Origin of the sequence: Marinomonas phaeophyticola, from assembly GCF_026966905.1 — a bacterium.
Classification (GTDB): Bacteria; Pseudomonadota; Gammaproteobacteria; order Pseudomonadales; family Marinomonadaceae; genus Marinomonas; species Marinomonas phaeophyticola.
In genome coordinates this window covers 230207-254305 of the sequence record NZ_JAPUBN010000020.1, presented here as the reverse complement: position 1 = coordinate 254305, position 24099 = coordinate 230207, and the positions used below count along the sequence as shown (strand labels likewise).

Below are 24099 nucleotides of genomic sequence, written 5' to 3'. Positions count from 1 at the left end.
CTGTATAATTAACAATCTAACTCACTATTTAAAACGCTTGGCTCTCGCCTTTTAAGGCCTTAATATTAATGGCAATTTAAAAATAAGGAAGTAAATCATGCTAAAACACATTATTTCAGTGATCGCACTATCAACAGTGTCTTTATCTGTATTAGCCATTGAAGTGGATGTAGTCACCAATCAAGGCTCTATTACTATTGATTTAAATGAAGCGGCCGCACCAAAAACAGTAGAAAACTTTCTGCGCTACGTGGACGAAGGCTTTTACAACAACACTATTTTTCATCGCGTCATGCCTGGTTTTATGGTTCAAGGCGGAGGGTTCACCACCACAATGGAACGTAAAGAAACACACAAAGCCGTTGTCTATGAAGCGGAGAATGGTCTATTTAATGACAGAGGTACCGTCGCCATGGCTCGTACCCAAGATCCAAATAGTGCAACATCGCAATTTTTCATCAATCATGTAGATAACCCATTCCTGAATCATGGCACCAGAGGTTATGGTTACACCGTATTCGGCAAAGTAACCAGCGGTATGGATGTTATTGATAAAATAGCGAAAATATCAACCAAAACCATTGGTCCTTATCAAAATGTACCGACAACAACCGTCATAATTGAGAAAGTTGTACGCTCAAATGAATTATAGGTTACCCGCTCCAGCATTAACTTGGAAAAAAGATGGTGCACCAAAATCCACTCAATTTGATGATATCTATTTTGATTCGCAATCAGGAATCAATGAAACTGATTATGTATTTATTCAGAAAAATAATTTAATTGAGAGGTGGTCATCCCTTGCAAAACCTGTATTTACCATTGCTGAAACGGGTTTTGGAACAGGGTTAAACTTTTTATGCGCTTGGCGAGCATGGAAAGAGTCAGCGGCTAGCAATAAAACACTGCATTTTATTTCAGTGGAAAAATACCCCCTTTCAAAAGAGATACTGTCTAATGCATTAAAAATGTGGCCTGAATTATCAAAGTTGAGCGATGAGCTAATTGCTAACTACCCTGTGGTTTGCCATGGACTACATAGAATATCTCTGGATAACGGAAACCTTCAACTTACTCTCTGGTTTGGCGAAGCGTCCGAAGGGTTTACTGCGTTAAATGCCAATGTGGATGCATGGTTTCTTGATGGATTTGCACCAAGTAAAAACCCTGAAATGTGGTCTAACAGTCTATTCAATGAAATATTGAGACTCAGTGATGTTGGTACTACTTTTTCCACCTTTACGGCGGCAGGCATAGTCAGAAGAGGTTTGCAGTCGACAGGATTTAACGTCCAAAAAGTGAAAGGTTTTGGCATAAAAAGAGAAATGCTTGTTGGTATTCTAGAGGAGCAGCCTCTCACTTTTAATCAGAGGATGTCTGAAGGCTTACCTTGGTTAAGCGTCCGGTCAGAGACGTCAACACCTAAAAAAGTGCTGATTGTTGGAGCGGGGCTTGCCGGTAGTCATTGCGCTTCACAACTGGCCTCTAGAGGCATTTCAGTTGAAGTTTGGGATAGGGGGAATGAGATAGCAAGTGGCGCATCTGGTAACCCTCAAGGGATGATTTACCCAAAACTCGCCAGCCATGACACGCCTCTAAATCGCTTTTACCTTGCTGGATATATGTATACACATCGTTTATTAAGTCGTATTGATCCAAGTAAGAAGATATGGAACGACTGTGGACTTATTCAAAAGCCAATTACCGAACTTGAAGTAAAGCGCTTTGAAAAAATATTATCAGACAAAATTTATCCGGAAGAAGTTCTACGACAAAACCAAGAATTTAATGAACTGTTTTTGCCGTTATCTGGTTGGGTAAAACCTAAAGAACTTTGCAGTCAATTACTTAATCATCCAAACATTAAAGTAACGTTAAATAAACCATTAGTTAAAATAGATCAGCAAAGCACTTATTCATGGGTAGCAACATCAAATGAGAGTTCGGACACTTTTTCTCATATTATTTTTTGTCAGGCGCATACCTCAAGTATTGCCGACACATATCTTGATCTACCAAGAATGGCAATAAGAGGCCAAGTGTCCTCATTTGTATTAAATAAGGACCTCTCTATTGATAATGTGTTATGCCACGAAGGCTACGTTTCTCCCCCTATATCCCATGAGAAGCAACGGCACCTTCACTTTGGCTCAACTTATAGCCTTAATGATAGCGATGAAACGGTTAGGTTTAGTGACCATATAAAAAACTTAGAAAAACTAACACAACTGCTACCAAATCATAACTGGCAAAAAAGAGCCAAGGATTGCATTGGTAGAGTCTCATTTCGTTGCACAATATCAGATTATACGCCCATTGTAGGACCTATTTTTGATAAAAAAGTACTTCAAGAAACCTATGCTCAACTAGGAAAAAATGCAAAATGGAAATCCAACCTCACGAGCAACCCTCTTCCAGGATTATTTATTAATATTGGGCATGGATCGAAAGGGCTTATTTCGACACCATTAAGTGCCTGTTATCTAACAAGCCTCATTTTAAATGAACCCACCCCCCTAGAAAGAGCAATCGAGAGAGTCATTCACCCTTCTCGTTTCATAATAAGGCAGCTAAAACGTGCTTCATAAAATTAGACTGCCAACGCATCATTAAGTTAGTAGTCTAATTATTCATCATAGGATTCAAGGACGGATTAAGCGGCTCCAGTACTAAATAAGTCACATGCACTAGGGATCAAGTCAGATAAATTACTCGCTGTTTGAGTCCGCAAAACAATGGACTCGATTTCAGGTGCTAATTTTTGCAATTTTCCATTAAGCTGCAAAACACTTGGATTTATCGGTTCATATGGATAAATATGATCTTGCATACTTAATTTATGAAGTTCATCTAACTCTTCTTGCAACAATGACCTCATGGCAAAAAATAGATCTTTATGATTGATGTCGTTAGTTTCCCAATACGCATCAGCGAAAGCACTATTTAATTCATAAAAAATGTGTAATGCGTCTGCAACTGTTTTGGTAGTCATAGTCTCTCCAGAAAATGAGGGCACTTTGTTTGCGTTTGCCCTTGTTTTGTTTCATGCTAACCCATAAATTACATTTTACCTTAGAATTAACATTGGTGAACAGATTGAGTAACTCAATGCACAATACCGTGACACCAGGCAACTTATGGTCGTCATTACATTCAGAAGCTAAAAAACTCGCACAAGGTGAGCCTATATTAGCAAGTTTTTTTAATACAACAATCCTCAGACACGAAAGCTTACAATCGGCCATCAGTTTCTTACTAGCTAACAAGCTTGATAGTGCCTCAATCCCGGCCATGGTTTTACGCGAAGTTTTCGAAGAAGCCATGGAAGATAAAAGCTCAAACATTGTTTCCATGATTGAACGCGACATATTAGCGATTAAAGAGCGAGATCCCGCCTGTGAGTGTCTAACAACACCGTTCCTATTCTTTAAAGGCTTCCATGCACTTCAAAGTTATCGAATTGCCAATTGGCTTTGGAAGCAAGAGAGAGAAAGTCTCGCTCTTTTTATGCAAAGTCAAATATCCATGGCCTTCAGTGTTGATATTCACCCAGCAGCAAGTATCGGTTGCGGAGTTTTGCTCGATCATGGAACAGGTCTAGTCGTTGGTGAAACCTGTGTTATCGAAAATAACGTCTCGATTTTACAGTCAGTAACACTTGGAGGCACAGGAAAAGAGCACGGTGATCGTCACCCTAAAATACGCAGTGGCGTTTTAATTGGGGCTGGCGCTAAAATTCTAGGGAATATTGAAGTTGGTGAAGGCGCTAAAATTGGAGCCGGTAGCGTAGTTCTAGAAGCGGTTGAAGCCCACACTACGGTAGCCGGCGTTCCGGCTCGAGTGGTAGGGCGCAATACAGAAAGAGAACCGTCTAGAGTGATGGATCATAATATCAACCATTGTGTTCAAGCGAAGAAAAAGGAAAAGCAAGCAGGCTAAACCTCCTCTTCTTTCTGCTTATCTAAAGGTCATATTGTTGCAGTTGATCTTTAGATAAAAGCTTGACTGTTTCACTTTCTGTATCAAATAACAAAAACGCACTTTTCGACGACAACAATACCAATGCCTCAGCAACCTTATCTTCTAATGTAAGCTCATAGTTTCCATAATCCGTACCGTCTCGAGTAACAATTTCTTCCAAAATAGTAATTAATGTTTCTTTTTGCAAAGAATCATGGGGAATTAACGTATCCATCTAAAGGTCTCCATACTCAGATAAAAAGGCCATGAGCTGAGACTCATCCATAATAGGAATATCAAGTGACTGAGCTTTAGTCAGCTTAGAGCCCGCCTTTTCACCCGCAATCAGACAATCTGTTTTTTTCGATACAGAACCGCTTACTTTTGCGCCTAATTGAATAAGGCGATCCTTAACTTCATCTCGGTTCATTTGGCTTAATGACCCAGTAACAACATAGGTTTTACTTAACAAAGGCAATGCATTTTCTGCCACAGTATGACTGTTAACTTCCCAAGTCACACCAGCAGAAATGAGCGACTTTATTGTTTTAATATTATTCTCTTGTTGGAAAAATAACTTAATATGCTTAGCAACAATAGGACCGACATCTTCAACATCTATTAATTCTTCTTCCGTTGCTGACATGAGTTCGTCTAGTGTTTTGAAATAAGCCGTTAATGTTCTAGCCGTTGCTTCTCCAACTTCTCTAATTCCTAGCGAATAAACAAAACGATTGAATTGAGTATGCTTAGCGTTTTCTACTGAGCTCAACAATTTATCAACTGATTTTTGGCCCATTCTGTCTAACTGCAACAATTCAGCTTTTTTGTCTTTCAAAGAAAATATATCAGCAGGAGAAGTTATAAAATCAATTTCAACTAGTTGTTCAATTAATTTGTCTCCCAATCCATCAATATCCAATGCTTTACGAGAAACAAAATGTTTCAGTGCTTCTTTACGTTGTGCTGCGCATATGAGTCCACCCGTACAACGCACAACAGCTTCGCCTGGAACGCGCTCTGTATCTGACCCACAAACAGGACAATGATCGGGGAAAACCACGTCAAATGCCTCGTCAGGACGCTTTTCCATCACCACTTGGACAATTTGCGGGATAACATCTCCTGCTCGACGAATAATAACAAAGTCTTTTACTTTAACTCCTAGCCGTAAAATCTCATCTTTATTGTGTAAAGTGGCATTGGATACCGTCACACCACCCACAAAAACAGGTTTTAGCCGTGCAACAGGAGTCACCGCCCCTGTACGACCAACTTGAAAATCGATGGCTTCAATTTGCGTCATTTCTTCTTGAGCAGGAAATTTTCTGGCTATTGCCCAACGAGGAGCTCTTGCAACAAAGCCTAAACGTTTTTGACTTTCCATTAAATCAACTTTATAGACAATGCCATCAATATCGTAGGCCAACTCATTACGAATCGACTCAAGCTTCGAATAATAGTTAATACATCCCTTTACCCCCTTCACTCTTTCCATCAAAGGGTTCACCTTAAACCCCCAAGCATTCAAGGTTGATAAAGAGTCGTAATGACTACTAAAAGTATCCGCACCTTCAAGATACCCAATCGAATAGACACATAGTACCAAGGGTCGACTGGCGGTAATTTTTGGGTCTAATTGCCTTAAAGAACCTGCGGCAGCATTACGAGGATTGACAAACGCTTTCTCCCCTCTTTCAAGTGCCATAGCATTCAGGCGCTCAAACCCTTCTTTTGGCATATAAATTTCACCTCGCACCTCAACAACGGTAGGCGGCTCATCCGTGCGCAATGTAAGAGGAATAGAGTTCAAAGTTCTAATATTGGAGGTAATATCTTCCCCCGATAAACCGTCTCCACGTGTAAGTCCTCTAACCAGACGGCCGGATTCATAACGCAAACTAATAGCCAAACCGTCCAGTTTAGGTTCACAACAATAGTCAACTTCATGCTCTCCCAAAAGCTTAACGACTCTGTCATGAAAGTCTTCTAAAGCACCATCACTAAAGGCATTATCTAAAGAAAGCATAGGTAGGGTATGAGCGACCGTTTTAAAACCTTCAGTCGGTTTTTCACCTACTCTTTGCGTTGGTGAATTTTCAAGAATTAAGTCTGGATAGTCTGCTTCTAATGATTGCAACGCAATATAACAACGGTCGTATTCTGAATCTGGGACAATGGGATCATCTTGTACATGATAAGCATAACTATAGTCATTCAGCCGCTTAACCAAGTCAGCAATCTGTTTGTTGATTAAATCCGTTGACTGATTAGCCATTTTTCTCACTCTTAATTTATTAATCAATATTGAAATTTTCACATAAAAAAAGCCATTTAAGATGGCTTTTTTTATTTATATAGAGAAACCTATTGTGCCTTTAACAGCCTTCGGCGCTCAAAATCACGTATGCGTTGACGACTATGAGCGATGGCTTGATCACTCATAATATTGCGTCTCTCATCTTTTAATTCACCACCCAAGTTTCTAACAATTGCCTGAGCCGTTTCCAACATAAAGTCGAATGCCATCATACTGTTTTTAGGACCAGGAAGCCCCATAAAGAAACTCACACCAGGGAAGGTTTTCTCTCCCATAGTATCGATGTTAAACGTTCCCGGCTCTACAGCATTAGCCATACTAAACTGAATTCTCCCCCGATCAAAACCTTCTTCATGACGATGAAAAATGTCCATTTCGCCATAACGCATGCCACAATTTAAGACTAACTGCAGCAGTTCAACGCCTACAAAGGGCTTGTTTTCTGGAGAAAATACATTGATCACAATAACTTCTTCAATTTCAGCTTCGTAATCTTCTTCTAAAAACTCTTCTGTTGAGCTGCCTGAAACGGGCTGGTCAACATCGACAATCGAGTAATTCCGTTCGAAATCTTCCTCTGCTAGAGTCTCGTCGACGTCAAATTGCTCAGAATCATCCGAATAATTCCGACGGAGTTCCGATTCATCCGTCGAACTCAACCTTTCAGGAACAAGAGAGGCAAGCTCATCTAAATGAATATGATCATCCTTTTGAAACAGCGGACCAGAATCTAGTTTATGAGGTAAATCAGTTAACGGCGCATTAGATGTCTTTCTTGCCACTTCAAATGCACTATTTACGGCTTCCGAACCAGCAACGGGGCGGGCTCCGCCATTAGGTAATTCACGTTTAATAATTGCATCTTTTAGTAGCACATCAGGATCTACAAAATCATCCTCTTCCGCGTCTTCAAAGGCATTATTTTTTTTGTAGCGACGATAGCCATCAATTAAAATGACAATAATTATAAGAACGCCAATTACAATTAGCCACTCACGCAAGCTAAATTCCATTATTTAATCCGAATTACATTAATAAAGTTATGCATATTATTAAACTATGTCAGCCTAGATTCAATTATAACGAGACAGGAATGGTTAAAAGTTTTGTATTTTCTACTAAAACGCCCTTTTTTTCCCCAATAATTTTCCCTTGAGTTAAATCGGAGTCAGTTAATTTTGATAATTTTACAACAACATCTACCTTTTTTGCATCTGCTAATGTAGAACCAGGCATCAAATTATCTAAATTTGTTAACTCAATTAGATCTGTAATTTCATTTACTGAAAGCCGTTTAATTGCTATTGGCATAGCCTGATCTGGTAACTTAGCATACACCAAGAATACGTTTTGTGGGTCTATTGATTGCACTCCATTCAAATCAAGCTTTATCGTTATTTTTTGTTTAATTAAACTAGGAACATCAACTTCAGAGACATTCCCTGCTTCTCTCGCTTTTTGAATACCTTCTAATAACGCAGAGCGTTCATTCATATTTTGGCCATTTAAGATCGCTTTTTGCCAAGCCATGATAGCACCTCGATAGTTTTGACTATCAAACTCAGCAATACCTTTAAGGCCGAGAGCTGTTGCTTGATTAGGATTTAAAGATAAAATCTCATCAACAACAAATTTCATTTTTTCACTTACTTTTTGATCATTAGAATAAAAAATAGCCTGAGCATATTCAACGGACACTCTAATTTTATTATCAACATCCCCTTCCATTTGATTCAATGCTTTTTCAAACGCTGGCAAGGCCTCTAGATAAGCATTTTGACTAAGATAATCTTGAGCAACAAAATACCAATCTTCTGCACGATTATATTTATTCGCTCTAAACGATAAAAACGTTGAAAGTTTTTCTGGGGTCATTGAGTTATTAGATATATTCGAAGTAAACACAACTTCTTTTGAAAATCCTAATTTCTCATACAAAGAAACACTACCTAAAACCGTCAATATGACAAACACACCCAACCAAAGTTGAGTGGATCGATTATTAACAATATAACCATAAATACTCGATTTGATGGTTTCTTCTAAAGCGAGATCGTCTTTTAACTGTTTTGCCTCTTGTTCATTCAAACGACCAAAAGCAACTTCTTCCTCAATTTCTTTACGTCGAATAACAGAGAAATTCGTCGCCAACTCGATATCATTTTTTTTCGTTATGCTAATAACAGAGCGTAATACATAAAAAACAACGACAATTAAAATCACCGCCATAAATAACCAGGCAAGCATCATTTTGTTTCTTTCCTTAATGATTTTCGATTACTTCGAATTATCAACACAAAAGCCAGCAACCCAAATGCCAACAGTATTAGTGGCCCATACCAAAGTAAAAAAGTCCCGGCGTTATTTGCAGGTTTATAGAGAACAAACTCTCCATAACGAGCTACCATATAATCAACAATCTCTTTATCACTTAAACCTTGATCAATCATGCTATAAATCTGATTACGCAAATCAACGGCAATGCCCGCATTTGAGTCCGCAAGATTTTGATTTTGGCATTTAGGACAACGCAGCTCTTCTATCAATGCGTTATAACGGGTTTCATCTATAGACGAATTAAATTTTAAAATCGATTCGGCTTCAGAAAAAGCCGTAGTCGAAAATAACGCGATCAAACAAAAAAACAAAGAATATCTCATTTAAAATACCCCTTCATAGTTTCCCAAACAACATCATCAACAACCCCTTGATGACGATATACAACCACTCCGCTTGAGTTAACTACAAAAGTTTCAGGCGCACCAGTAACCCCCATATTAACGCCGAAATTCCCCAATTCATCGAGAAGGACATGAGAATATGGATCTCCTCTTTCTTGCAGCCATTTTATGGCTTCGCTGGTTTCATCTTTATAATCAATACCAACAATAGGAACGCCTTGTTCAGAAAGAGCCATTAAGTAATTATGCTCGATACTGCAAGCAGGGCACCAAGTTCCCCAAAAATTAATTAAATAAGGTCCCGATGGCAACCCATCATTTGTAACAATACCATTGGTATGTAAATCCACTAGGGACACACTAGGCAATGGTTTATCAATCAATGCTGACGGCATATATTGTGTGTCTTTACCTAACTGCATGAAAAATATACTACCTAACACGGCGAAGACAAGGAGAGGAATAAAGACTAATAATTTTTTCATATTCTTGCTCCTGATACTTTTCGGTATCGCTTATCCATGGCAGAAAGTAAACCACCAAACATCATCAGAATACCACCTAGCCAAATCCAACGAACGAAAGGCTTAACATGAATTCTAATTCCCCATGCCCCCTCTCCCAGATCTTCACCTAAGGAAATATAGAGATCTCTAAACAAGCCATTATCAATTGAGGCTTCTGTCATTACTTGGCCACGAGCATTATAAAAACGTTTTTCAGGTTTTAAATGTGCAACGAACTCACCGTCCTTAGAAATAATGATCTGCCCTTGATCTGCAATAAAGTTGGGGCCTTCAAAGTGCTGCACACCTTCAAACTTAAATTCATAACCAGAAAGAAGGCTGACATCGCCCTTAGCCATCCTCACCATTTGCTCATCACTGCTTACACTAACGAACAAGACTCCAACTAAAGAAACCGCCATACCTAAATGCGCTAGAACCATTCCGTAGTAATTTCGAGGCAGTGTTTTCGCTCTTGGAATAATACCTTTAGAACCAGCACTTACTTTTATAAACCAGTCATAAAATGTCAGCACTAACACCCAAACAGCCACACTTAAACTGATCCAAGACATAACACCAAGATCATAGAAATACACTAAAATGGCAGAACTAATCAAAGAGATCGCGGCAGGAAATAAGAGCTTTTTCAGCAATGCTGAAAAAGGCGTATTATGCCACTTTGATAAAGGCCCTATTGCCATAAAGACCATAAGTAACAATGCCATCGGAGAGAAAACACTATTGAAGTAAGGAGCACCAACAGAGATTTTACCAAAACCAAGTGCATCTACAATTAATGGGTAAAGCGTTCCCAGTAATACCGTCAGAGTCATCGTCGTTAGCAAAATATTATTTAATAATAGCCACGCCTCTCGTCCTGTCGCACCAAAAGTGACTTTTGACTTAACTTCTGAGGCTTTCAGCGCATACAAAAGCAAACTGCCTCCTACCATGAGGAAGAGAAGCACCAAAATAAATACACCACGCGTCGGATCAGCGGCGAATGCATGTACAGAAGTTAGCACACCAGAGCGCACTAAGAAGGTCCCTAACAAGCTTAAACAAAAAGTAAATATAGCCAGTAATACGGTCCAGCTTTTGAACACACCTCGTTTTTCAGTAACAGCTAAAGAATGTATTAACGCAGTACCTGCCAACCAAGGCATAAAAGACGCATTTTCTACTGGGTCCCAGAACCACCAACCACCCCAGCCTAATTCGTAATACGCCCACCAGCTCCCCAAAGTAATACCGATGGTTAAAAAGGCCCAAGAAACCGATGTCCAAGGTCTTGCCCAACGAGCCCACGAAGCATTTAAATTACCCGTTATTAATGCGGTAATCGCAAAAGCGAATGCCACTGAGAAGCCGACATACCCCATATAAAGCATAGGAGGATGGATGATTAATCCAACATCTTGTAATAACGGGTTTAAGTCACCTCCCTCCAGCGGTGATTCTGGCAGTAACCGTATAAAAGGCGAAGAGGTAAACAGTAGAAATGAGGTAAATCCTGTAGTAACAATCCCTAAAACAGCCAGTACCAAAGACCTTACATCTGTTGGTAAATTTTCACCTTTAATTGCAACTGCACAAGTCCAACCACATAAAATTAAGACCCATAATAATAAAGACCCTTCATGCCCTCCCCATACAGCACTGACTTTGAACCATACCGGTAACTGACTATTTGAATTTTGACTCACATAAAGTACGGAAAAATCATCAATAGCAAAAGAGTACGCCAGAACAAGAAAACTGATAAAAACAAGAGATGTCATTACATAAGTTAAAGGTCTAGCGAGCTCTAATAATACTAAATTACGCTTCCAATAACCGTATATTGGAAGAGTCGCTAAAGCGATAGCAAAGAACAAAGATAGAATCAGTGTAAAATGACCAATTTCAGGAAGCATGAAAATACCAATCAATAAGATGTGTTAGATGATGTTGAGTTAAGCTCTGACTGTTTCAGCGCTTCTGCTATTTCTGGAGACATATACTCCTCGTCATGTTTCGCTAAGACTTCAGAAGCGATCATTGTACCATTGGCATTTAATTTACCTTGCGCGACAATGCCTTGACCCTCTCGAAATAAATCCGGAAGTATACCTTTATACTCGATTCGTACTGTCTCAGTAAAATCGGTTACTTCAAAGGAAACAGATAGCGTTTCATTATCTCTTTTAACACTGCCTTCGACCACCATACCTCCTGCTCTTAACATCACATCTTTTGGTGCCTCACCATTAACTATTTGAGTAGGTGAATAGAACAAATTAATATTCTGTTGCAGTGCATACATAACCAAAGCAAGCGCTAAGCCTAAAATAACAACGATACTGCTAATGGCTATAATTCGTTTTTTTCTAACTGGATGCATTACTTTTCCTGCTCTCTTATAAAGCGTTTAGCCAATTGACGTTTTACTTGTTTCTTTTGTTGCCACGACTGCCAAGCTATAGCGAATAAAATAACACCACTGATTCCATAGGTTGACCACACATAAAAGCCATGCCGTCCCATTTGCAAAAAATCTGAAAAAGAGTCAAATGCCATTCTTCAATACCTCTTCTTTTACCCAGCTAGATCTGCGTTCTCTATTTAAGACTTCTGTCTGCATTCTTAACATAGCCAACCCAGCAATAAACAAATACAGTCCAAGACTTGAGATCAGTAGAGGCAACCACATCTCCATTGGCATGGCAGGTTTTTCAGTCAGTTTAAAGGTGGCAGGCTGATGAAGTGTATTCCACCATTCAACTGAGTATTTTATAATAGGTAAATTGATTAAACCGACAACCCCAATAACGGCAACCGCTTTATCCGCTAGAATTTTATCTTCTAGACTATTTTGAATAGCAATTACCCCCATATACAATAGAAACAACACTAATACGGAGGTAAGTCTTGCATCCCAAACCCACCATGTGCCCCATGTTGGTTTTCCCCAAATCGCACCAGAAACCAAAGCAATCAACGCGACTAAAGCCCCTAAAGGCGCTACGGACTTAATAAATATAGGGGCCATTTTCATTTGCCAGACCAAAAAAACAAAGCCCGCAACTCCCAGCCCCAAATAGCATGATTGAGCTAAAATGGCGGCAGGCACATGAATATAAATAATGCGAAAACTGTTACCTTGTTGATAATCTTCAGGAGCAAATGCTAACCCCCAAACTAAGCCGATTAATAATAAAACCACACCGCTCAAAAAGACGCCAAGAGACCAACGTGATGCAAACTGAAAGAACCATTTAGGAGACCCCAGTTTATGAAACCAAGTCCAACTCATTAACTTACACTCGCTTTAATTGAAATTGCGGACATTATTGGAGATACGACTAAAGACGCTAAAGAGATCGCCGCCAATATAGCTATTTGACCGTCATACAGCATTCCACTTTGGGCCGCACGAATAGCCCCTGTCGAGAAAATAATAACCGGCAAATAGAATGGTATAATAATTAGTAACATAAGTACGGCACCATGACGTAAAGAAACTGTCAAGGCTGAGCCAATGGTACCAATAAGAAAAAGTGCAGGTGTGCCTAAGATCAAGGTTTGCAACAATACATAAAAAATATCCATTGGCAGGAATAGCATCTGAGCAAGTATTGGCGCCATAATCAAGAGAGGCACAATCACTATCAACCAATGAATACTCACTTTCAATAGAATAAGTACCGGAAGAGATAAGCCACTTACTAGCCATTGTTCCAGGCAACCATCGTTAAAATCTTCTTTAAACATACCTTCAACAGACATCAAAATCGCCAACGAAGCCGCGCACCAAATAATCCCACCGGCAGCAACACTTAGAAATTCAGGAGAAGGGCTTACCCCTAATGGAAACAAAATCACCACCATTAAGAAGAATATCAATGCATTCATAGTGTCTTGTTTACGACGAAGTAAGGTAAGCAACTCACCTTTAGTAAAAGAAAAATAAGTCATAAGGTTAAATTAATCTCTTTTACATTTAGGGAGGCATCAATGTCTTGATGTGTGGTCAATATAATAAGTCCGCCATTACTTATATGGTCTCTCATTCTCTTCTCAAGAGACGAAACACCTTGCACATCTAAAGCAGTAAAAGGTTCATCTAATAACCAGAGCGGCTTGTCCGTCAACCATAGCCTAGCTAGTGTAATTCTCCGCTTTTGTCCTGCTGATAATTGACTGGAGGGGGTTTCCTCATAACCAGAAAGCGATACGACAGATAATGCATAGGCAATCGCCTCGTCACTTGCATTAGGGAAATACCACCGAAGGTTTTCAGCAACAGAGAAGACGGATTTAATAGCGGAATTATGACCTAGATACAATACATCTTGATGTAATAGATCACGATGAATACTAACATCTTCACCATTGTAATAAACAGTGCCTTCTAACGGTGACAATATACCGACTATGATTTTTAGTAATGTACTCTTACCCGCACCATTTTCACCGTTAATTTTACAAATATCCCCACCAGACAATGAAAAAGACATATCCTTACAGAGATACCTTTCACCACGTTCAATCCAAAGATTAGAAATATTTAAAGAAATAGAAGAATGCAAAAGGTTTGCCTTATATTGCCGATAACTGGGTAATAACGTATTTTCGTTAGAATGAAACCGTCGCTATTATAAAAGAAAGATTTAAAAATAACGACTGACTAGCGCCTTCCACAGGTCGATTTAATGATGTTTGATATTAGTAAGCTTAATTCTCAGTCCTCTACGACGCTCAATAGCCTCCAAGGACAAACAACAAAAGAACTTTCTGGCCCACTCGCTAAGCTTTCTAGTGAGCTAAAATTAATAGCTAGCCTAGAATCCATAAAAATAAACAGCACCAGAGACATTATATTTCAACAAAAGCCGGCACAAATATTAGATGTCAGCACAAAATCAAAACAAAATTTTAATTTGATCAATACGCAACAAAAAATAGAGGTACAACCTGGCGACACGGTTGAACTACAAGTTCAAAAAAACAGTCACCGTGCAATCTTGTCTCTCGTCAGACAAAATGCCCCCCCTGTAACAACAAAAACACCGTCACCAGCAGAGCCAAGTACTTCAACGCTACGTCCAGAGAATACGAACACTGGAAAAGCCTTACCAGCGATTACTCAGAACTCAGTCGCCTTTTCAACAGAAATACAAAAAAACCTTCAGAGTACTTTAACTACGAACAGTGCGTCCAATTTTCCATCAAAAGCATCTGTTTCAACTACTTCGAATGGGGTTCTGTCTCAAAATACATCTAGCATCAATTCAGCCTCCCTATCAGAAATCAAATTGTCCGTTAATATCATCTCAAAAACCATTCCTTTAACCGTTCTTTCTGTTTCTCAAATAGCCGAAACAACAACCAGCATCAGTAATAAGCTCTCCGCTCCAACTCAAACGACACAAGCTCAGTCAGTGCCGGAGCCCGATAAAAACGTCACTTCAAAAAATGCCAGTTCATTACCATCTACACCAAATGCAATAAATCAACCCAAACTACAACAGGTAATGACTAACAACCTAGATCCGTCACATCAAAAAATAACAATGGACGCACGGACTCAACCCCTCAAAACATCAACTCAAGAGCCAAGCTTTCTCGTTGAAGTCAATGATGGAGAGGACACTTTTACTCTTAAAACACAGCACCGTCCTGAAATTGGCTCTAAGATAGCTGTCATGATTGACCCTAAAGGACAAGTACAATTGGTTCCAAATGAAATGATACAACGCCCTTCGGCACCAATAGAGGATGGATTAAAGGTTAGTCTTCCAAAACAGTTAAACCTACAAGAAATGACTCAATTTATTAAACAGCTAGAAACATTGTCTCAGTCTAGCCAATTAGGTAGCGAAAAAATCCAACAAACATTAGCCAAATTGATTGCAAACATTCCTACTTTAAGCACGTTAACTACAACACCTGAAGCACTAAAACACAGCGTTCAACAAAGCGGTCTATTTCTAGAAAACAATCTTGCGAAGGAATTACCAGAAATAGAAAAAGACATGAAATTAAATTTATTAAAACTGCAGGCAGCGGTGTCTGAAACCAGTAGTGCCAAACTCCCCCTCAGTTCGAACAGGTGGAAAAAGCCATTGAGAGGATTACTACCAACCAATTAAAACATTTAGTCGATACCGTTCGTACTGAGAGCCAAACCTTCCCCCTACATGTGGAACTCCCTATAAAGCATGGAACAAGCAGTTCCTTTGTGCAATTTGAAATTGATAAGGACACCAATGATAAAGAAGAGTTATCTAAAGAAAAAAGACGCTGGCTTGTCAAATTGAAATTTGATTTTCCTGAAACAGGGAAAATCGAAGCACGTTTAAGCATTCAAGAAACGAAAGCTGGTATCATTTTTGTTGCAGAGAGCCGAGAAACAGAACAAAAAATCCGTTCTCAGTTAAATACCATCAGAGAAAATCTCAAGAAAAAAGACATTGAACTAGAAAGTCTGGACTGCTTTTGTGCTCCACTCGTAACAGAGCAAAAAACAATGATTACAAAAAGACTAATTGACGTGAGAACCTAATGAAGAAAGCTGTTGCACTACAATACGACTTCCAAAATGCTCCGAAGCTAACCGCAAAGGGCACAGGGTTTATGGCTCAAAGGATTATGGAGGTAGCAGAAGAAAATGGTGTGCTTTTACACAAAAGCCCAGAACTGGTTGAAATGCTTAGTACTCTTGAACTTGGAGATGAAATCCCTGAAGCTTTATACCTTGCTGTAGCCGAAATTATCGCCTTCGCCCACCAGCTCAAAAACTAATTAAAACGCTGATTTGATGGGCGACGAGATTCTTTATGCAATAGACTAATTAATTCTGCTTCAGCTCGAATTAAGCCGCATTTGGAAACTAGATCATCTACCGTTGCACCCAGCTCTAATAACTCCATTGCACGATTATAAGAAACATTACCTTCTTTAGATAAAATCTCAGATTGTCTTTCAACGGCTATATTTAATTTTTTCTCAATCGCAACCAATCGTCGCCCCATACCGATTGACCCAGAAGCTAAGACTTGAACTTGTTTTTTTTGATTTTGATCTGCATCAATTTGATTTTTTGCTAAGCGTTTTAATTTCTTTGATAAAGAATAAGCCCAAAGACTTATTCCTATCAAAATAAGAAACTGAACGACTAAAATTAGGTTAAATAACCATTGTGATTCCATGAAACAATTACAGCCTTAACCTACATTGAAGAAACTTCTGACCACTCTTCTTCAGATAAAAGTTTGTCTAAATCAACCAGTATTAATAGCGTATCATTTTTATGACAAACACCTTGTATAAAACGTGAAGACTCGTCATTACCCACATTAGGAGAAGGTTCAATCTCAGATTGACGTAAGTAAACCACTTCTGATACTGCATCCACAAGCATCCCTATTACATGACCCTCTACTTCTAGGATCATAATACGGGTTGAATCTGTAATTTCGCCTGTCGGTAGTGCAAAGCGTTGACATGTATCAATTACAGTAACTACGCTGCCCCTAAGATTAATTATTCCTAATACATAAGTAGGAGCTCCAGGCACAGGAGCAATTTCTGAATAACGTAATACCTCTTTAACTTGCATGACATTAATGCCGTAAATCTCATGCTCTAGACGAAAGGTGACCCATTGCAAGATAGGATCTTCATTTGACTGTACTGCTTTGCTCGTTGTTAAAGACATAGATAAACCTCCAACATCATTAAAAATAGATGTTATTTCAAATGGGCTTTAAAACCGTTTTTAGGATCATTTAATAACTCAATAAAACCTTGTACATCAAGAATAGCGCACATATGTTCAATTACAGTCCCTGCTAACCAAGGCCTTTTACTCCGATCTGAGCGCCATTTAACAGCCGATGGCTCTAAACTGATTGCTTCAGCAACCACTTCACATGCAAGCCCCCAATCAGAACGATCTAACTGTATTACAAATTTAAAGTTCTCTTTTAAATCACCTTTATAATGGTTAGGCATTACCCACAGCGCCGTATCTACGGTTCTAATGTGCTTATCATGTACTGTAGCAACACCTAAGAACCAATTAGGCTGACCAAAAAGAGGAGTGATATTAGAGGCATCTGCTTTTTGAATACCTCCTAACTCAATTAAAGGGACGGCCATTTTTAAGCCACCAACTTTAAACAGTAAACACTCAAAACGGCCTTTTGCCCAAGGTAATGGATCCGTTTTAGATACTATGGGTACTGAATTGATTGTATCATCTTCAGATTTGAGAAGATCCAAATCGGATTTAATGGCAGGCTTTAACTTTTTCTGTTTTATCTGCGTAGAGTCCAACACAGCAGGAGCCATATCCGATAATGACACGGACTCCATGACGTCAGAGTCAACCCCGTCCAGTGCATTAACAGACTCATCTAAATCAACTGAAGAGACTATTTCTGAATCAGTTGAGGTATTGTCTAAGTCACTACCATGAACCGCAGACTCAAAATCAGCAAAGGCCGCATCTAAATCAGCATAATTATAGTGATCATCTACCTGTTCATTTTCATGCAAATCATGAACTTCTAAATCAACATTATCTGAGGTAATCTCAGAGCCTTTTTCGACTTGCTCTGTATCAGAAACAACAATTTCTTCACTATCATCACGATCCATACTTAGCAGAGAAGATTTATCAGCGGACACATCAGCATCTAATTCTGTTACGTCATTTTTATCATTCTCTGTTACATCATGGTCATTTTTTAATTCATCAGCACTCGCTTGATCGTTCAAGTGAGTAATTGTTGCTTCTTGTAGCAACTCATCTAAATAGCGCTGGACAGCTAGTTGGGGACCAATTAGCTCATCCTCTTCCTTTGATTTAAATTCTTTCATGTTCAATTCACAGGGTCTTTCAAGGTGCTAATTAAACTGGCATAAGCCTTTATTCCTCTAGCACTACTGTCTAAGGCAGAAGGAGCAATCCCAGCTGTACTGGCATCTCTTAATTTTGTATCAATAGGTATAACAGAATGCCAAACAAGGTCTTCATAGGTATCTTTCAAACTGCGTAAACTCTTATTTGACGCCTGAGTACGACGGTCAAAAAGTGTTGGAACTATGATGTAAGGAACCGGCTTTTTTCTTGCTCTATTAATCATAGTTAATGTACGAACCATTCTCTCCAAGCCTTTGATGGCTAAAAATTCAGTTTGCACAGGAATAATTAACTGTTGGCAAGCCGCCAGAGCATTGATCATTAGTACACCTAAAACAGGCGGACTATCTATAAGCACATAATCATAATCTTCCCATAATATAGCTAAGGTTTTAGATATGACTAATCCCATTCCACCTTGTGCTTGTGCATGGCGCTCAAGGGTAGCAAGAGCAGTTGAAGACGGAAGTAGTGATAAATTAGGGTGTCCTGTCTCTAGTACAAGTTTCTTTGGAAGTTCTTGAGTGATTTTTCCTTGAACTTGGAATAAATCATAAACACTATGCTCTATTGAATCAGGGTCAAATCGAAAATAGCTTGTTAAAGAACCATGAGGATCTAGATCAACCATCAATACTCTATGCCCTTCATCAGCTAATAAGCCAGCAAGAGAGACTACCGTTGTTGTTTTACCCACGCCTCCTTTTTGATTTGCTACTGCCCAAATGTGCACAATCGACCCCTAAATTATTACTATTTTTTAACGAATGTAATTCTATAATCATAATCAGTATATAGCTATTCAAACAATAGTTCGTATACACTCTTACCGTCTGTTTTACTTATTTTCAATGTCACCCGCCGATTTTGCTCTCTAGCAAAGTCGTTAGCGTTACGTACTTGTGGCTTTAAGCTAGAAAAGCCAATCGGCGCAATTTTTTCAGGCGCTATGCCTCTAAAAACCATTTCATCAACGACTGAAGACGCTCTTTCAGAAGATAAATGCCAATTTGTAGTATACTTAACAGAATTAATAGGAAGATCATCCGTGTGACCTTCCACAACAATAGGGTATTGAAATTGTTTTAACAAAGCCGTTATTGCAATCAGTATCGCAACAGCATCATTCGTAAGTTCGTATTGTCCGGTGTCAAATAATAGGCCAGCTCGTAAATCAATATCTATCCAGTTTTCATCTTCAGACAAACTGATTAATCCTGCGGATTCATACGCATCAAGCTGATTCGCAACCAATTGACTCAATTGTTCAAATAATTGAGATGATGCCTCAGGAACATTTATTCCAACCTGCTCTGCTTTTTCTGATTCCGCTGGATCAACTTCAAACATCGATTCTGATTGCGGAACATTTGTTGTCGGGTCTCCTATCGATATTGGTTTTATAGATTTTTGAACGGCATCAAAAACCCCCTCAAGAGTTTCACTAATTTGCTCATCATCGCCAGAATTTTGTATAGAGATCGAATATAAAGCCACAAAAAACGCAAACAATAATGTTATGAAATCAGCGTAAGATAAAATCCAGCGATCTTTAGATAAGGAACTTTTTTTGAAGTAAAAGTAGGACGTCCTCGGCTACTCGATTTTAAACGCGTCTCACTCATAACCACTAAGCTCAATATCTAGCCTTTGAGGATGTTTTCCAACAGCAATTCCGTGAATACCATCAATCAATAATTGATGGTATAGCAACTCCTGATCAGCATAAAATGAAACTTTTTTTGCCAATGGGAATACCACTAAATTAGCAAAACCTTGACCATATAAAGTGGAAACGAAAGCAACCGCAATTCCATGCCCTAATGCTTCTGGGCTATTTAGGTTTGCCATAGCTTGAATCAACCCAAGAACAGACCCCATAATACCTAAAGTAGGCGCGTATCCACCTATGGACTCCATAAACTCGATTGCCGTTTCTCTTTTTTCTCGTAACCGAACCACTTCGCCATGCATTCTTTCTAATAGTTCATCAGCATCAACACCATCGACAGCCATTTGCAACGCACGAGTCGCCAACTCACTTTTTAGATTGCTAACATCACTATCAAGAGCGACTAAAGAACTTTTTCGAGCCTTAACAGCAAGTAAAAATACAGCATGACGAGCTTTTGATAAGTTATAGCGAGGAGGAAAAAGGGTCCACTTAAACATGGCCAAAGAACGCAAGGCATTTATTAGCGTACTTTGAATCAAGGCGGCGCCAATACTACCTATTATAACAATAATGGCGGAGGGGAGATTAAGAAGTAATACCATCTCCCCTCCGCCAAGCCAGTTCGCCAAAAACACAGACGTAAAGGCGATTACAAGCCCAGCTAAGGTCAGAAGATCCAACGCTAACTAACCTCTTCGGCAATACGGAAGCCTATATCATCAAGGTCAATCACTTCATCCGATAAATTTGCCTTTTCAATCGCCATTGGCATACCGTATATAACGCAAGTCGCTTCGCTTTGAGACCAAACTTTAGATCCTGAATTTTTTAACATTCGAGCACCTTCTCTTCCATCCATTCCCATTCCTGTCATTACGATGGACAGCACTTTTCCCGGATAGCACTTCGAGGCCGAACCAAAAGTAACATCAACAGACGGTTTATAATTCAGACGTTCATCACCATCTAAAATACGGACACAGCCACCATTACGAGAATCAATCATCATTTGCTTACCACCAGGAGCAACAAGGGCAACACCTGGTAGTAACTTATCACCATCATGAGCTTCTTTTACTGTAATCTGACAAATTTGATTTAGACGTTCTGCAAATGCCCCCGTAAACGCGGCTGGCATATGTTGAACCACCACAATAGGAACAGAAATATTTTCAGGTAATTTTGTTAAGACATTTTGCAACGCCATAGGGCCACCTGTAGATGTCCCAATAGCAATCAGTCCCACTTTTTTACGAGATCGAGGAATAATAACCCCTCTCTCGGTAACTATAGGAGTGGCAGTTTTTCTTGGTGCGGCTTTAAAAACAGGTTTTTCACCAAGCATTACTGTTGTTCTAGAAACCGTTAATACGCGCTCTATAAGTGCATGTTTGACAACTTTAGAATCTCTCGAGATATCTTCAAAATTCTTCGGCATGAAATCAACAGCACCCGCTTCTAATGCATCTAACGTTACCCTTGCTCCTTCATGGGTAAGTGATGAGAACATCAGTACAGGAGTTGGACGCAGCTTCATGATATTTGCAACAGCAGCAATACCATCAAGAACAGGCATTTCATAATCCATAGTTACAACATCTGGCTTTAATGACTGAACTTTATCAACAGCCTCTTGCCCATTTGTGGCCGTCCCGATCACTTCAAGTCGAGGATCTGATTCGAAAATTTCAACCAAACGTCTTCTAAAAAAACCAGAATCATCAACAACAAGTACTTTTACTGGCATATATAGCCACTCCTAAAACCTTTTGACTATTTAGTGCGTTGAAGCATAATGTTTCAACATACTTGGCACATCTAAAATTAAGGCAATTCGCCCATCACCTGTAATGGTGGCCCCGGCCATTCCTGCTGTGCCTTGAAGCATTTTACCTAACGGTTTGATAACCACCTCTTCTTGTCCAACAAGCTGATCAACAACAAATCCAACTTCATTTATGCCAACCTGAACCACAACAACATGAGCTTCCTCAGGCGTATTTTCAGAAGCCTTACCTTTAACTAACCATTTCTTCAAATGGAATATAGGTAATGTTTTTCCTCTAATAACAACGACTTGCTGACCATTAACTATATTTGTTTTCTTTAGGTTTAAATGGAATATTTCATTTACACTCACAAGAGGAAATGCAAATGCTTGATTATCCAACATAACCATCAACGTAGGCATAATTGCGAGGGTTAAAGGTACCTTTATACTAAATCGGGAGCCTTTCCCCAACACCGACTTAATATCCAATGTACCATTGAGCTGAGAGATTTTTGTTTTTACAACATCCATCCCAACACCACGGCCTGATACATCAGTAATTTCAACTTTTGTTGAAAAACCTGGCGCAAAAATCAAATTGAAAGCTTCATTATCTGATAAACGTTCTGCGGCATCAGTGTCCATTAGGCCTTTCTCTACCGCTTTCTGCCTAAGCTTATCAGGATCCATACCTGCCCCATCATCTTCAATGGATAACAGGATATGATCACCTTCTTGTTCAGCGGCAAGAATAACATGCCCAACTCTTGGTTTACCGCTGGCTTCCCGAACATCAGGAGACTCCACACCATGGTCTACCGAGTTTCTCACTAAATGCACTAAAGGATCAGCAAGAGCTTCAACCAGGTTTTTATCTAGATCGGTATCCTCACCTCTAAGCTCGAGGTTAACTTCTTTTTTCATATTCCGAGCAAGATCTCGAACCACTCGAGGGAATCGTCCAAAAACCTTTTTAATGGGTTGCATACGGGTTTTCATCACCGCATTTTGCAAGTCACCAGTCACCACATCTAAATTAGATACAGCTTTTCCCATTGACTCATCATCACTTTGCAATCCAAGCCTTACCAATCTATTTCTTACTAAAACCAACTCTCCAACCATATTCATTATGTCATCGAGGCGCTTAGTATCTACTCGGACGGTTGTTTCTTGAACAACTGGTGAAGAAGAACCACCCTCTTTAACAGGAACAACCATTTCAGGTTCGACTTTTGCTACAGGTTTAACTGAAGGCTTAGGTTTTGGTTTAGCTTTTGGTTTAGCTTTTGGCTTGTCCTCAGATATTTTATCAGCTGACGCCGCTTTTACTGACTCTTGAGCACTGCCGTCGATCGGACTTTTTCCTTTTCCATGAAGAGAGTCGAGTAAGTTCTCAAATTCATCGTCTGTAATTAAGTCAGACTGTATTTCATTAGAAGATTCTGAATCGGTTGCATCTTCCTTAGAATTTTCTGGAGCATCTGTATCTTTGAGTACTTTTTCTGCAGAAGAGGAGCCATGAAGCGTATCTAAAAGTTGCTCAAACTCTTCTTCAGTAATTTCATCTGATTGAGTCGCGTTTTCTTCAGATACATTATTATCTATAGTTTCTTCTTTAGAAGTACCAACAGTGCCGTGTAATTGATCCAGTAAAGATTCAAATTCATCTTCTGTGATTTCATCAGAAGTATGTGAGCCAGACTCTACAGCGTCATCAACAGGTGCATTGGGATCAGATTCAAGTGCATTTAATAAAGATTCAAACTCGTCATCGGTTATATCGACAGAATCATTTTGCTCTTCCTCTTCATGAACAGCATCTTCATCTTCATCTTCATCTTCATCTTCATCTTCATCTTCATCTTCATCTTCAGATGGTGGCGAAGCATAACGGCTAAGTGCAGTTATAATTTCAGGATCCGCTTTTTCTGGAGGCAAACCGGATCGAACAGCGTCAAACATTTCATTAACAGCGTCTAAAGCTTGAAGCACCACATCCATTAGTTCAGATGTAACCTTTCGTTGCCCATTACGCAAAATATCGAACACATTCTCAGCATAATGGCAGCAATCGACTAAAGGAGTTAGCTGCAAGAAGCCTGCACCACCTTTTACAGTGTGGAACCCACGAAATATTGCATTCAATAATGCCTTATCTTCAGGGTTCTGCTCTAGATCTACTAATTGTTCAGAAAGCTGTTCTAGGATTTCCCCAGCTTCAACTAAAAAATCTTGAAGAATTTCTTCATCGACTTCGAAACTCATCCTC

The 24099-nt window shown here is 39.3% G+C and carries 27 protein-coding genes and 1 pseudogene; 6 read left to right on the top strand and 22 right to left on the bottom strand.

All coding sequences use genetic code 11. The features are described 5' to 3' along the window. The first annotated feature begins 97 nt into the window (after nt 1-97). On the top strand, nt 98-652 hold the full coding sequence (locus O1D97_RS17415) for a peptidylprolyl isomerase (RefSeq protein ID WP_269127424.1): 555 nt from the start codon (nt 98-100) through the stop codon (nt 650-652). Then, nucleotides 642-2588, top strand: a complete 1947-nt coding sequence (gene mnmC / locus O1D97_RS17410; protein WP_269127422.1) for a bifunctional tRNA (5-methylaminomethyl-2-thiouridine)(34)-methyltransferase MnmC2/FAD-dependent 5-carboxymethylaminomethyl-2-thiouridine(34) oxidoreductase MnmC1 — start codon at nt 642-644, stop codon at nt 2586-2588. Before O1D97_RS17415 ends, mnmC begins: the two co-directional genes overlap by 11 nt. A 65-nt stretch (nt 2589-2653) precedes the next feature. Here mnmC and O1D97_RS17405 read toward each other — a convergent pair whose 3' ends face one another. Beyond that, nucleotides 2654-2992 carry a hypothetical protein gene (locus tag O1D97_RS17405; protein WP_269127420.1) on the bottom strand — a complete coding sequence of 113 codons (339 nt, stop codon included), beginning with the start codon at nt 2990-2992 and terminating at the stop codon, nt 2654-2656. 116 nt (nt 2993-3108) lie between these two features. Between O1D97_RS17405 and cysE the strand changes: the two genes are divergently transcribed. Continuing rightward, nucleotides 3109-3939 (top strand): serine O-acetyltransferase, encoded by an 831-nt coding sequence (gene cysE / locus O1D97_RS17400; RefSeq protein ID WP_269127434.1) that lies wholly within the window; start codon nt 3109-3111, stop codon nt 3937-3939. A gap of 22 nt (nt 3940-3961) precedes the next feature. Here cysE and O1D97_RS17395 read toward each other — a convergent pair whose 3' ends face one another. The 12 genes from O1D97_RS17395 to ccmA form a co-directional block, all read right to left on the bottom strand. Beyond that, nucleotides 3962-4195: a YheU family protein gene (locus O1D97_RS17395; protein WP_269127419.1), complete on the bottom strand. Its 234-nt coding sequence runs from the start codon at nt 4193-4195 to the stop codon at nt 3962-3964. Continuing rightward, nucleotides 4196-6238, bottom strand: coding sequence for an NAD-dependent DNA ligase LigA (gene ligA, locus O1D97_RS17390; protein WP_269127418.1), 2043 nt, complete (start codon nt 6236-6238; stop codon nt 4196-4198). An 89-nt stretch (nt 6239-6327) separates the two neighbouring features. Continuing rightward, the gene (gene zipA, locus O1D97_RS17385) at nt 6328-7293 is read right to left on the bottom strand and encodes a cell division protein ZipA (RefSeq protein ID WP_269127417.1); all 966 of its coding nucleotides are present in this window, start codon (nt 7291-7293) and stop codon (nt 6328-6330) included. A gap of 64 nt (nt 7294-7357) precedes the next feature. Beyond that, on the bottom strand, nt 7358-8530 hold the full coding sequence (locus O1D97_RS17380; RefSeq protein ID WP_269127416.1) for a TPR domain-containing protein: 1173 nt from the start codon (nt 8528-8530) through the stop codon (nt 7358-7360). After that, nucleotides 8527-8940, bottom strand: a complete 414-nt coding sequence (locus O1D97_RS17375; RefSeq protein ID WP_269127414.1) for a cytochrome c-type biogenesis protein — start codon at nt 8938-8940, stop codon at nt 8527-8529. Before O1D97_RS17375 ends, O1D97_RS17380 begins: the two co-directional genes overlap by 4 nt. Next, a complete protein-coding gene (locus O1D97_RS17370; RefSeq protein WP_269127413.1) occupies nt 8937-9446 on the bottom strand; it encodes a DsbE family thiol:disulfide interchange protein in 510 nt (169 codons plus the stop codon). The genes O1D97_RS17375 and O1D97_RS17370 overlap by 4 nt, the downstream gene beginning before the upstream one ends. Further along, nucleotides 9443-11386 (bottom strand): heme lyase CcmF/NrfE family subunit, encoded by a 1944-nt coding sequence (locus O1D97_RS17365; protein ID WP_269127412.1) that lies wholly within the window; start codon nt 11384-11386, stop codon nt 9443-9445. Before O1D97_RS17365 ends, O1D97_RS17370 begins: the two co-directional genes overlap by 4 nt. Before the next feature lie 11 nt (nt 11387-11397). Next, complete coding sequence (ccmE, locus tag O1D97_RS17360; RefSeq protein ID WP_269127411.1) at nt 11398-11853, bottom strand: cytochrome c maturation protein CcmE; 456 nt, start codon at nt 11851-11853, stop codon at nt 11398-11400. Then, complete coding sequence (gene ccmD, locus O1D97_RS17355; protein ID WP_269127410.1) at nt 11853-12029, bottom strand: heme exporter protein CcmD; 177 nt, start codon at nt 12027-12029, stop codon at nt 11853-11855. The genes ccmE and ccmD overlap by 1 nt, the downstream gene beginning before the upstream one ends. Then, nucleotides 12019-12765 carry a heme ABC transporter permease gene (locus O1D97_RS17350; protein WP_269127409.1) on the bottom strand — a complete coding sequence of 249 codons (747 nt, stop codon included), beginning with the start codon at nt 12763-12765 and terminating at the stop codon, nt 12019-12021. Before O1D97_RS17350 ends, ccmD begins: the two co-directional genes overlap by 11 nt. Beyond that, entirely contained in the window at nt 12765-13427 is a 663-nt protein-coding gene (ccmB, locus tag O1D97_RS17345) for a heme exporter protein CcmB (protein WP_269127408.1), read from the bottom strand. The genes O1D97_RS17350 and ccmB overlap by 1 nt, the downstream gene beginning before the upstream one ends. Further along, nucleotides 13424-14041: a cytochrome c biogenesis heme-transporting ATPase CcmA gene (gene ccmA, locus O1D97_RS17340; protein ID WP_269127407.1), complete on the bottom strand. Its 618-nt coding sequence runs from the start codon at nt 14039-14041 to the stop codon at nt 13424-13426. The genes ccmB and ccmA overlap by 4 nt, the downstream gene beginning before the upstream one ends. 123 nt (nt 14042-14164) lie before the next feature. Between ccmA and O1D97_RS17335 the strand changes: the two genes are divergently transcribed. The 3 genes from O1D97_RS17335 to O1D97_RS17325 are packed head-to-tail and all read left to right on the top strand — an operon-like array spanning nt 14165 to nt 16256. Further along, nucleotides 14165-15604 (top strand): hypothetical protein, encoded by a 1440-nt coding sequence (locus O1D97_RS17335; RefSeq protein WP_269127406.1) that lies wholly within the window; start codon nt 14165-14167, stop codon nt 15602-15604. Further along, nucleotides 15565-16017: a flagellar hook-length control protein FliK gene (gene fliK, locus O1D97_RS17330; RefSeq protein WP_269127405.1), complete on the top strand. Its 453-nt coding sequence runs from the start codon at nt 15565-15567 to the stop codon at nt 16015-16017. The genes O1D97_RS17335 and fliK overlap by 40 nt, the downstream gene beginning before the upstream one ends. Next, nucleotides 16017-16256, top strand: coding sequence for an EscU/YscU/HrcU family type III secretion system export apparatus switch protein (locus tag O1D97_RS17325; protein WP_269127404.1), 240 nt, complete (start codon nt 16017-16019; stop codon nt 16254-16256). Before fliK ends, O1D97_RS17325 begins: the two co-directional genes overlap by 1 nt. On the opposite strand, the gene O1D97_RS17320 is transcribed toward O1D97_RS17325, so the two are convergent. The 9 genes and pseudogenes from O1D97_RS17320 to O1D97_RS17285 all read right to left on the bottom strand — a co-directional run bounded on the left by O1D97_RS17320 (nt 16253) and on the right by O1D97_RS17285 (nt 24095). After that, a complete protein-coding gene (locus O1D97_RS17320; RefSeq protein WP_269127403.1) occupies nt 16253-16663 on the bottom strand; it encodes a DUF2802 domain-containing protein in 411 nt (136 codons plus the stop codon). The two genes, O1D97_RS17325 and O1D97_RS17320, sit on opposite strands and share 4 nt — an antisense overlap. A 20-nt stretch (nt 16664-16683) precedes the next feature. Further along, complete coding sequence (locus O1D97_RS17315) at nt 16684-17172, bottom strand: chemotaxis protein CheW (protein ID WP_269127402.1); 489 nt, start codon at nt 17170-17172, stop codon at nt 16684-16686. 32 nt (nt 17173-17204) lie between these two features. Next, on the bottom strand, nt 17205-18338 hold the full coding sequence (locus tag O1D97_RS17310) for a chemotaxis protein CheW (RefSeq protein WP_269127401.1): 1134 nt from the start codon (nt 18336-18338) through the stop codon (nt 17205-17207). Nucleotides 18339-18340: 2 nt separating this feature from the next. After that, nucleotides 18341-19114 carry a ParA family protein gene (locus tag O1D97_RS17305; RefSeq protein ID WP_269127400.1) on the bottom strand — a complete coding sequence of 258 codons (774 nt, stop codon included), beginning with the start codon at nt 19112-19114 and terminating at the stop codon, nt 18341-18343. A gap of 65 nt (nt 19115-19179) precedes the next feature. Then, nucleotides 19180-19731, bottom strand: a complete 552-nt coding sequence (locus tag O1D97_RS17300; protein ID WP_428981136.1) for an OmpA/MotB family protein — start codon at nt 19729-19731, stop codon at nt 19180-19182. An 84-nt stretch (nt 19732-19815) separates the two neighbouring features. Beyond that, nucleotides 19816-19926, bottom strand: a pseudogene (locus tag O1D97_RS19970) (flagellar motor protein MotB); the annotation flags it as partial. Nucleotides 19927-19998: 72 nt separating this feature from the next. Beyond that, nucleotides 19999-20736: a flagellar motor protein gene (locus O1D97_RS17295; RefSeq protein WP_269127398.1), complete on the bottom strand. Its 738-nt coding sequence runs from the start codon at nt 20734-20736 to the stop codon at nt 19999-20001. Nucleotides 20737-20738: 2 nt separating this feature from the next. Then, the gene (locus O1D97_RS17290; protein WP_269127397.1) at nt 20739-21803 is read right to left on the bottom strand and encodes a protein-glutamate methylesterase/protein-glutamine glutaminase; all 1065 of its coding nucleotides are present in this window, start codon (nt 21801-21803) and stop codon (nt 20739-20741) included. A 30-nt stretch (nt 21804-21833) separates the two neighbouring features. Further along, on the bottom strand, nt 21834-24095 hold the full coding sequence (locus tag O1D97_RS17285) for a chemotaxis protein CheA (RefSeq protein ID WP_269127396.1): 2262 nt from the start codon (nt 24093-24095) through the stop codon (nt 21834-21836). Nucleotides 24096-24099: the final 4 nt, after the last annotated feature.

What these genes read in the sequence shown, in the direction of transcription:
- O1D97_RS17415 (WP_269127424.1), top strand. Translation starts at nt 98, where the DNA reads ATGCTAAAACACATTATTTCAGTGATCGCACTATCAACAGTGTCTTTA.
- mnmC (WP_269127422.1), top strand. Translation starts at nt 642, where the DNA reads ATGAATTATAGGTTACCCGCTCCAGCATTAACTTGGAAAAAAGATGGT.
- O1D97_RS17405 (WP_269127420.1), bottom strand. Translation starts at nt 2,992, where the DNA reads ATGACTACCAAAACAGTTGCAGACGCATTACACATTTTTTATGAATTA.
- cysE (WP_269127434.1), top strand. Translation starts at nt 3,109, where the DNA reads ATGCACAATACCGTGACACCAGGCAACTTATGGTCGTCATTACATTCA.
- O1D97_RS17395 (WP_269127419.1), bottom strand. Translation starts at nt 4,195, where the DNA reads ATGGATACGTTAATTCCCCATGATTCTTTGCAAAAAGAAACATTAATT.
- ligA (WP_269127418.1), bottom strand. Translation starts at nt 6,238, where the DNA reads ATGGCTAATCAGTCAACGGATTTAATCAACAAACAGATTGCTGACTTG.
- zipA (WP_269127417.1), bottom strand. Translation starts at nt 7,293, where the DNA reads ATGGAATTTAGCTTGCGTGAGTGGCTAATTGTAATTGGCGTTCTTATA.
- O1D97_RS17380 (WP_269127416.1), bottom strand. Translation starts at nt 8,530, where the DNA reads ATGATGCTTGCCTGGTTATTTATGGCGGTGATTTTAATTGTCGTTGTT.
- O1D97_RS17375 (WP_269127414.1), bottom strand. Translation starts at nt 8,940, where the DNA reads ATGAGATATTCTTTGTTTTTTTGTTTGATCGCGTTATTTTCGACTACG.
- O1D97_RS17370 (WP_269127413.1), bottom strand. Translation starts at nt 9,446, where the DNA reads ATGAAAAAATTATTAGTCTTTATTCCTCTCCTTGTCTTCGCCGTGTTA.
- O1D97_RS17365 (WP_269127412.1), bottom strand. Translation starts at nt 11,386, where the DNA reads ATGCTTCCTGAAATTGGTCATTTTACACTGATTCTATCTTTGTTCTTT.
- ccmE (WP_269127411.1), bottom strand. Translation starts at nt 11,853, where the DNA reads ATGCATCCAGTTAGAAAAAAACGAATTATAGCCATTAGCAGTATCGTT.
- ccmD (WP_269127410.1), bottom strand. Translation starts at nt 12,029, where the DNA reads ATGGCATTTGACTCTTTTTCAGATTTTTTGCAAATGGGACGGCATGGC.
- O1D97_RS17350 (WP_269127409.1), bottom strand. Translation starts at nt 12,765, where the DNA reads ATGAGTTGGACTTGGTTTCATAAACTGGGGTCTCCTAAATGGTTCTTT.
- ccmB (WP_269127408.1), bottom strand. Translation starts at nt 13,427, where the DNA reads ATGACTTATTTTTCTTTTACTAAAGGTGAGTTGCTTACCTTACTTCGT.
- O1D97_RS17335 (WP_269127406.1), top strand. Translation starts at nt 14,165, where the DNA reads ATGATGTTTGATATTAGTAAGCTTAATTCTCAGTCCTCTACGACGCTC.
- O1D97_RS17325 (WP_269127404.1), top strand. Translation starts at nt 16,017, where the DNA reads ATGAAGAAAGCTGTTGCACTACAATACGACTTCCAAAATGCTCCGAAG.
- O1D97_RS17320 (WP_269127403.1), bottom strand. Translation starts at nt 16,663, where the DNA reads ATGGAATCACAATGGTTATTTAACCTAATTTTAGTCGTTCAGTTTCTT.
- O1D97_RS17315 (WP_269127402.1), bottom strand. Translation starts at nt 17,172, where the DNA reads ATGTCTTTAACAACGAGCAAAGCAGTACAGTCAAATGAAGATCCTATC.
- O1D97_RS17310 (WP_269127401.1), bottom strand. Translation starts at nt 18,338, where the DNA reads ATGAAAGAATTTAAATCAAAGGAAGAGGATGAGCTAATTGGTCCCCAA.
- O1D97_RS17300 (WP_428981136.1), bottom strand. Translation starts at nt 19,731, where the DNA reads ATGTTTGAAGTTGATCCAGCGGAATCAGAAAAAGCAGAGCAGGTTGGA.
- O1D97_RS17290 (WP_269127397.1), bottom strand. Translation starts at nt 21,803, where the DNA reads ATGCCAGTAAAAGTACTTGTTGTTGATGATTCTGGTTTTTTTAGAAGA.
- O1D97_RS17285 (WP_269127396.1), bottom strand. Translation starts at nt 24,095, where the DNA reads ATGAGTTTCGAAGTCGATGAAGAAATTCTTCAAGATTTTTTAGTTGAA.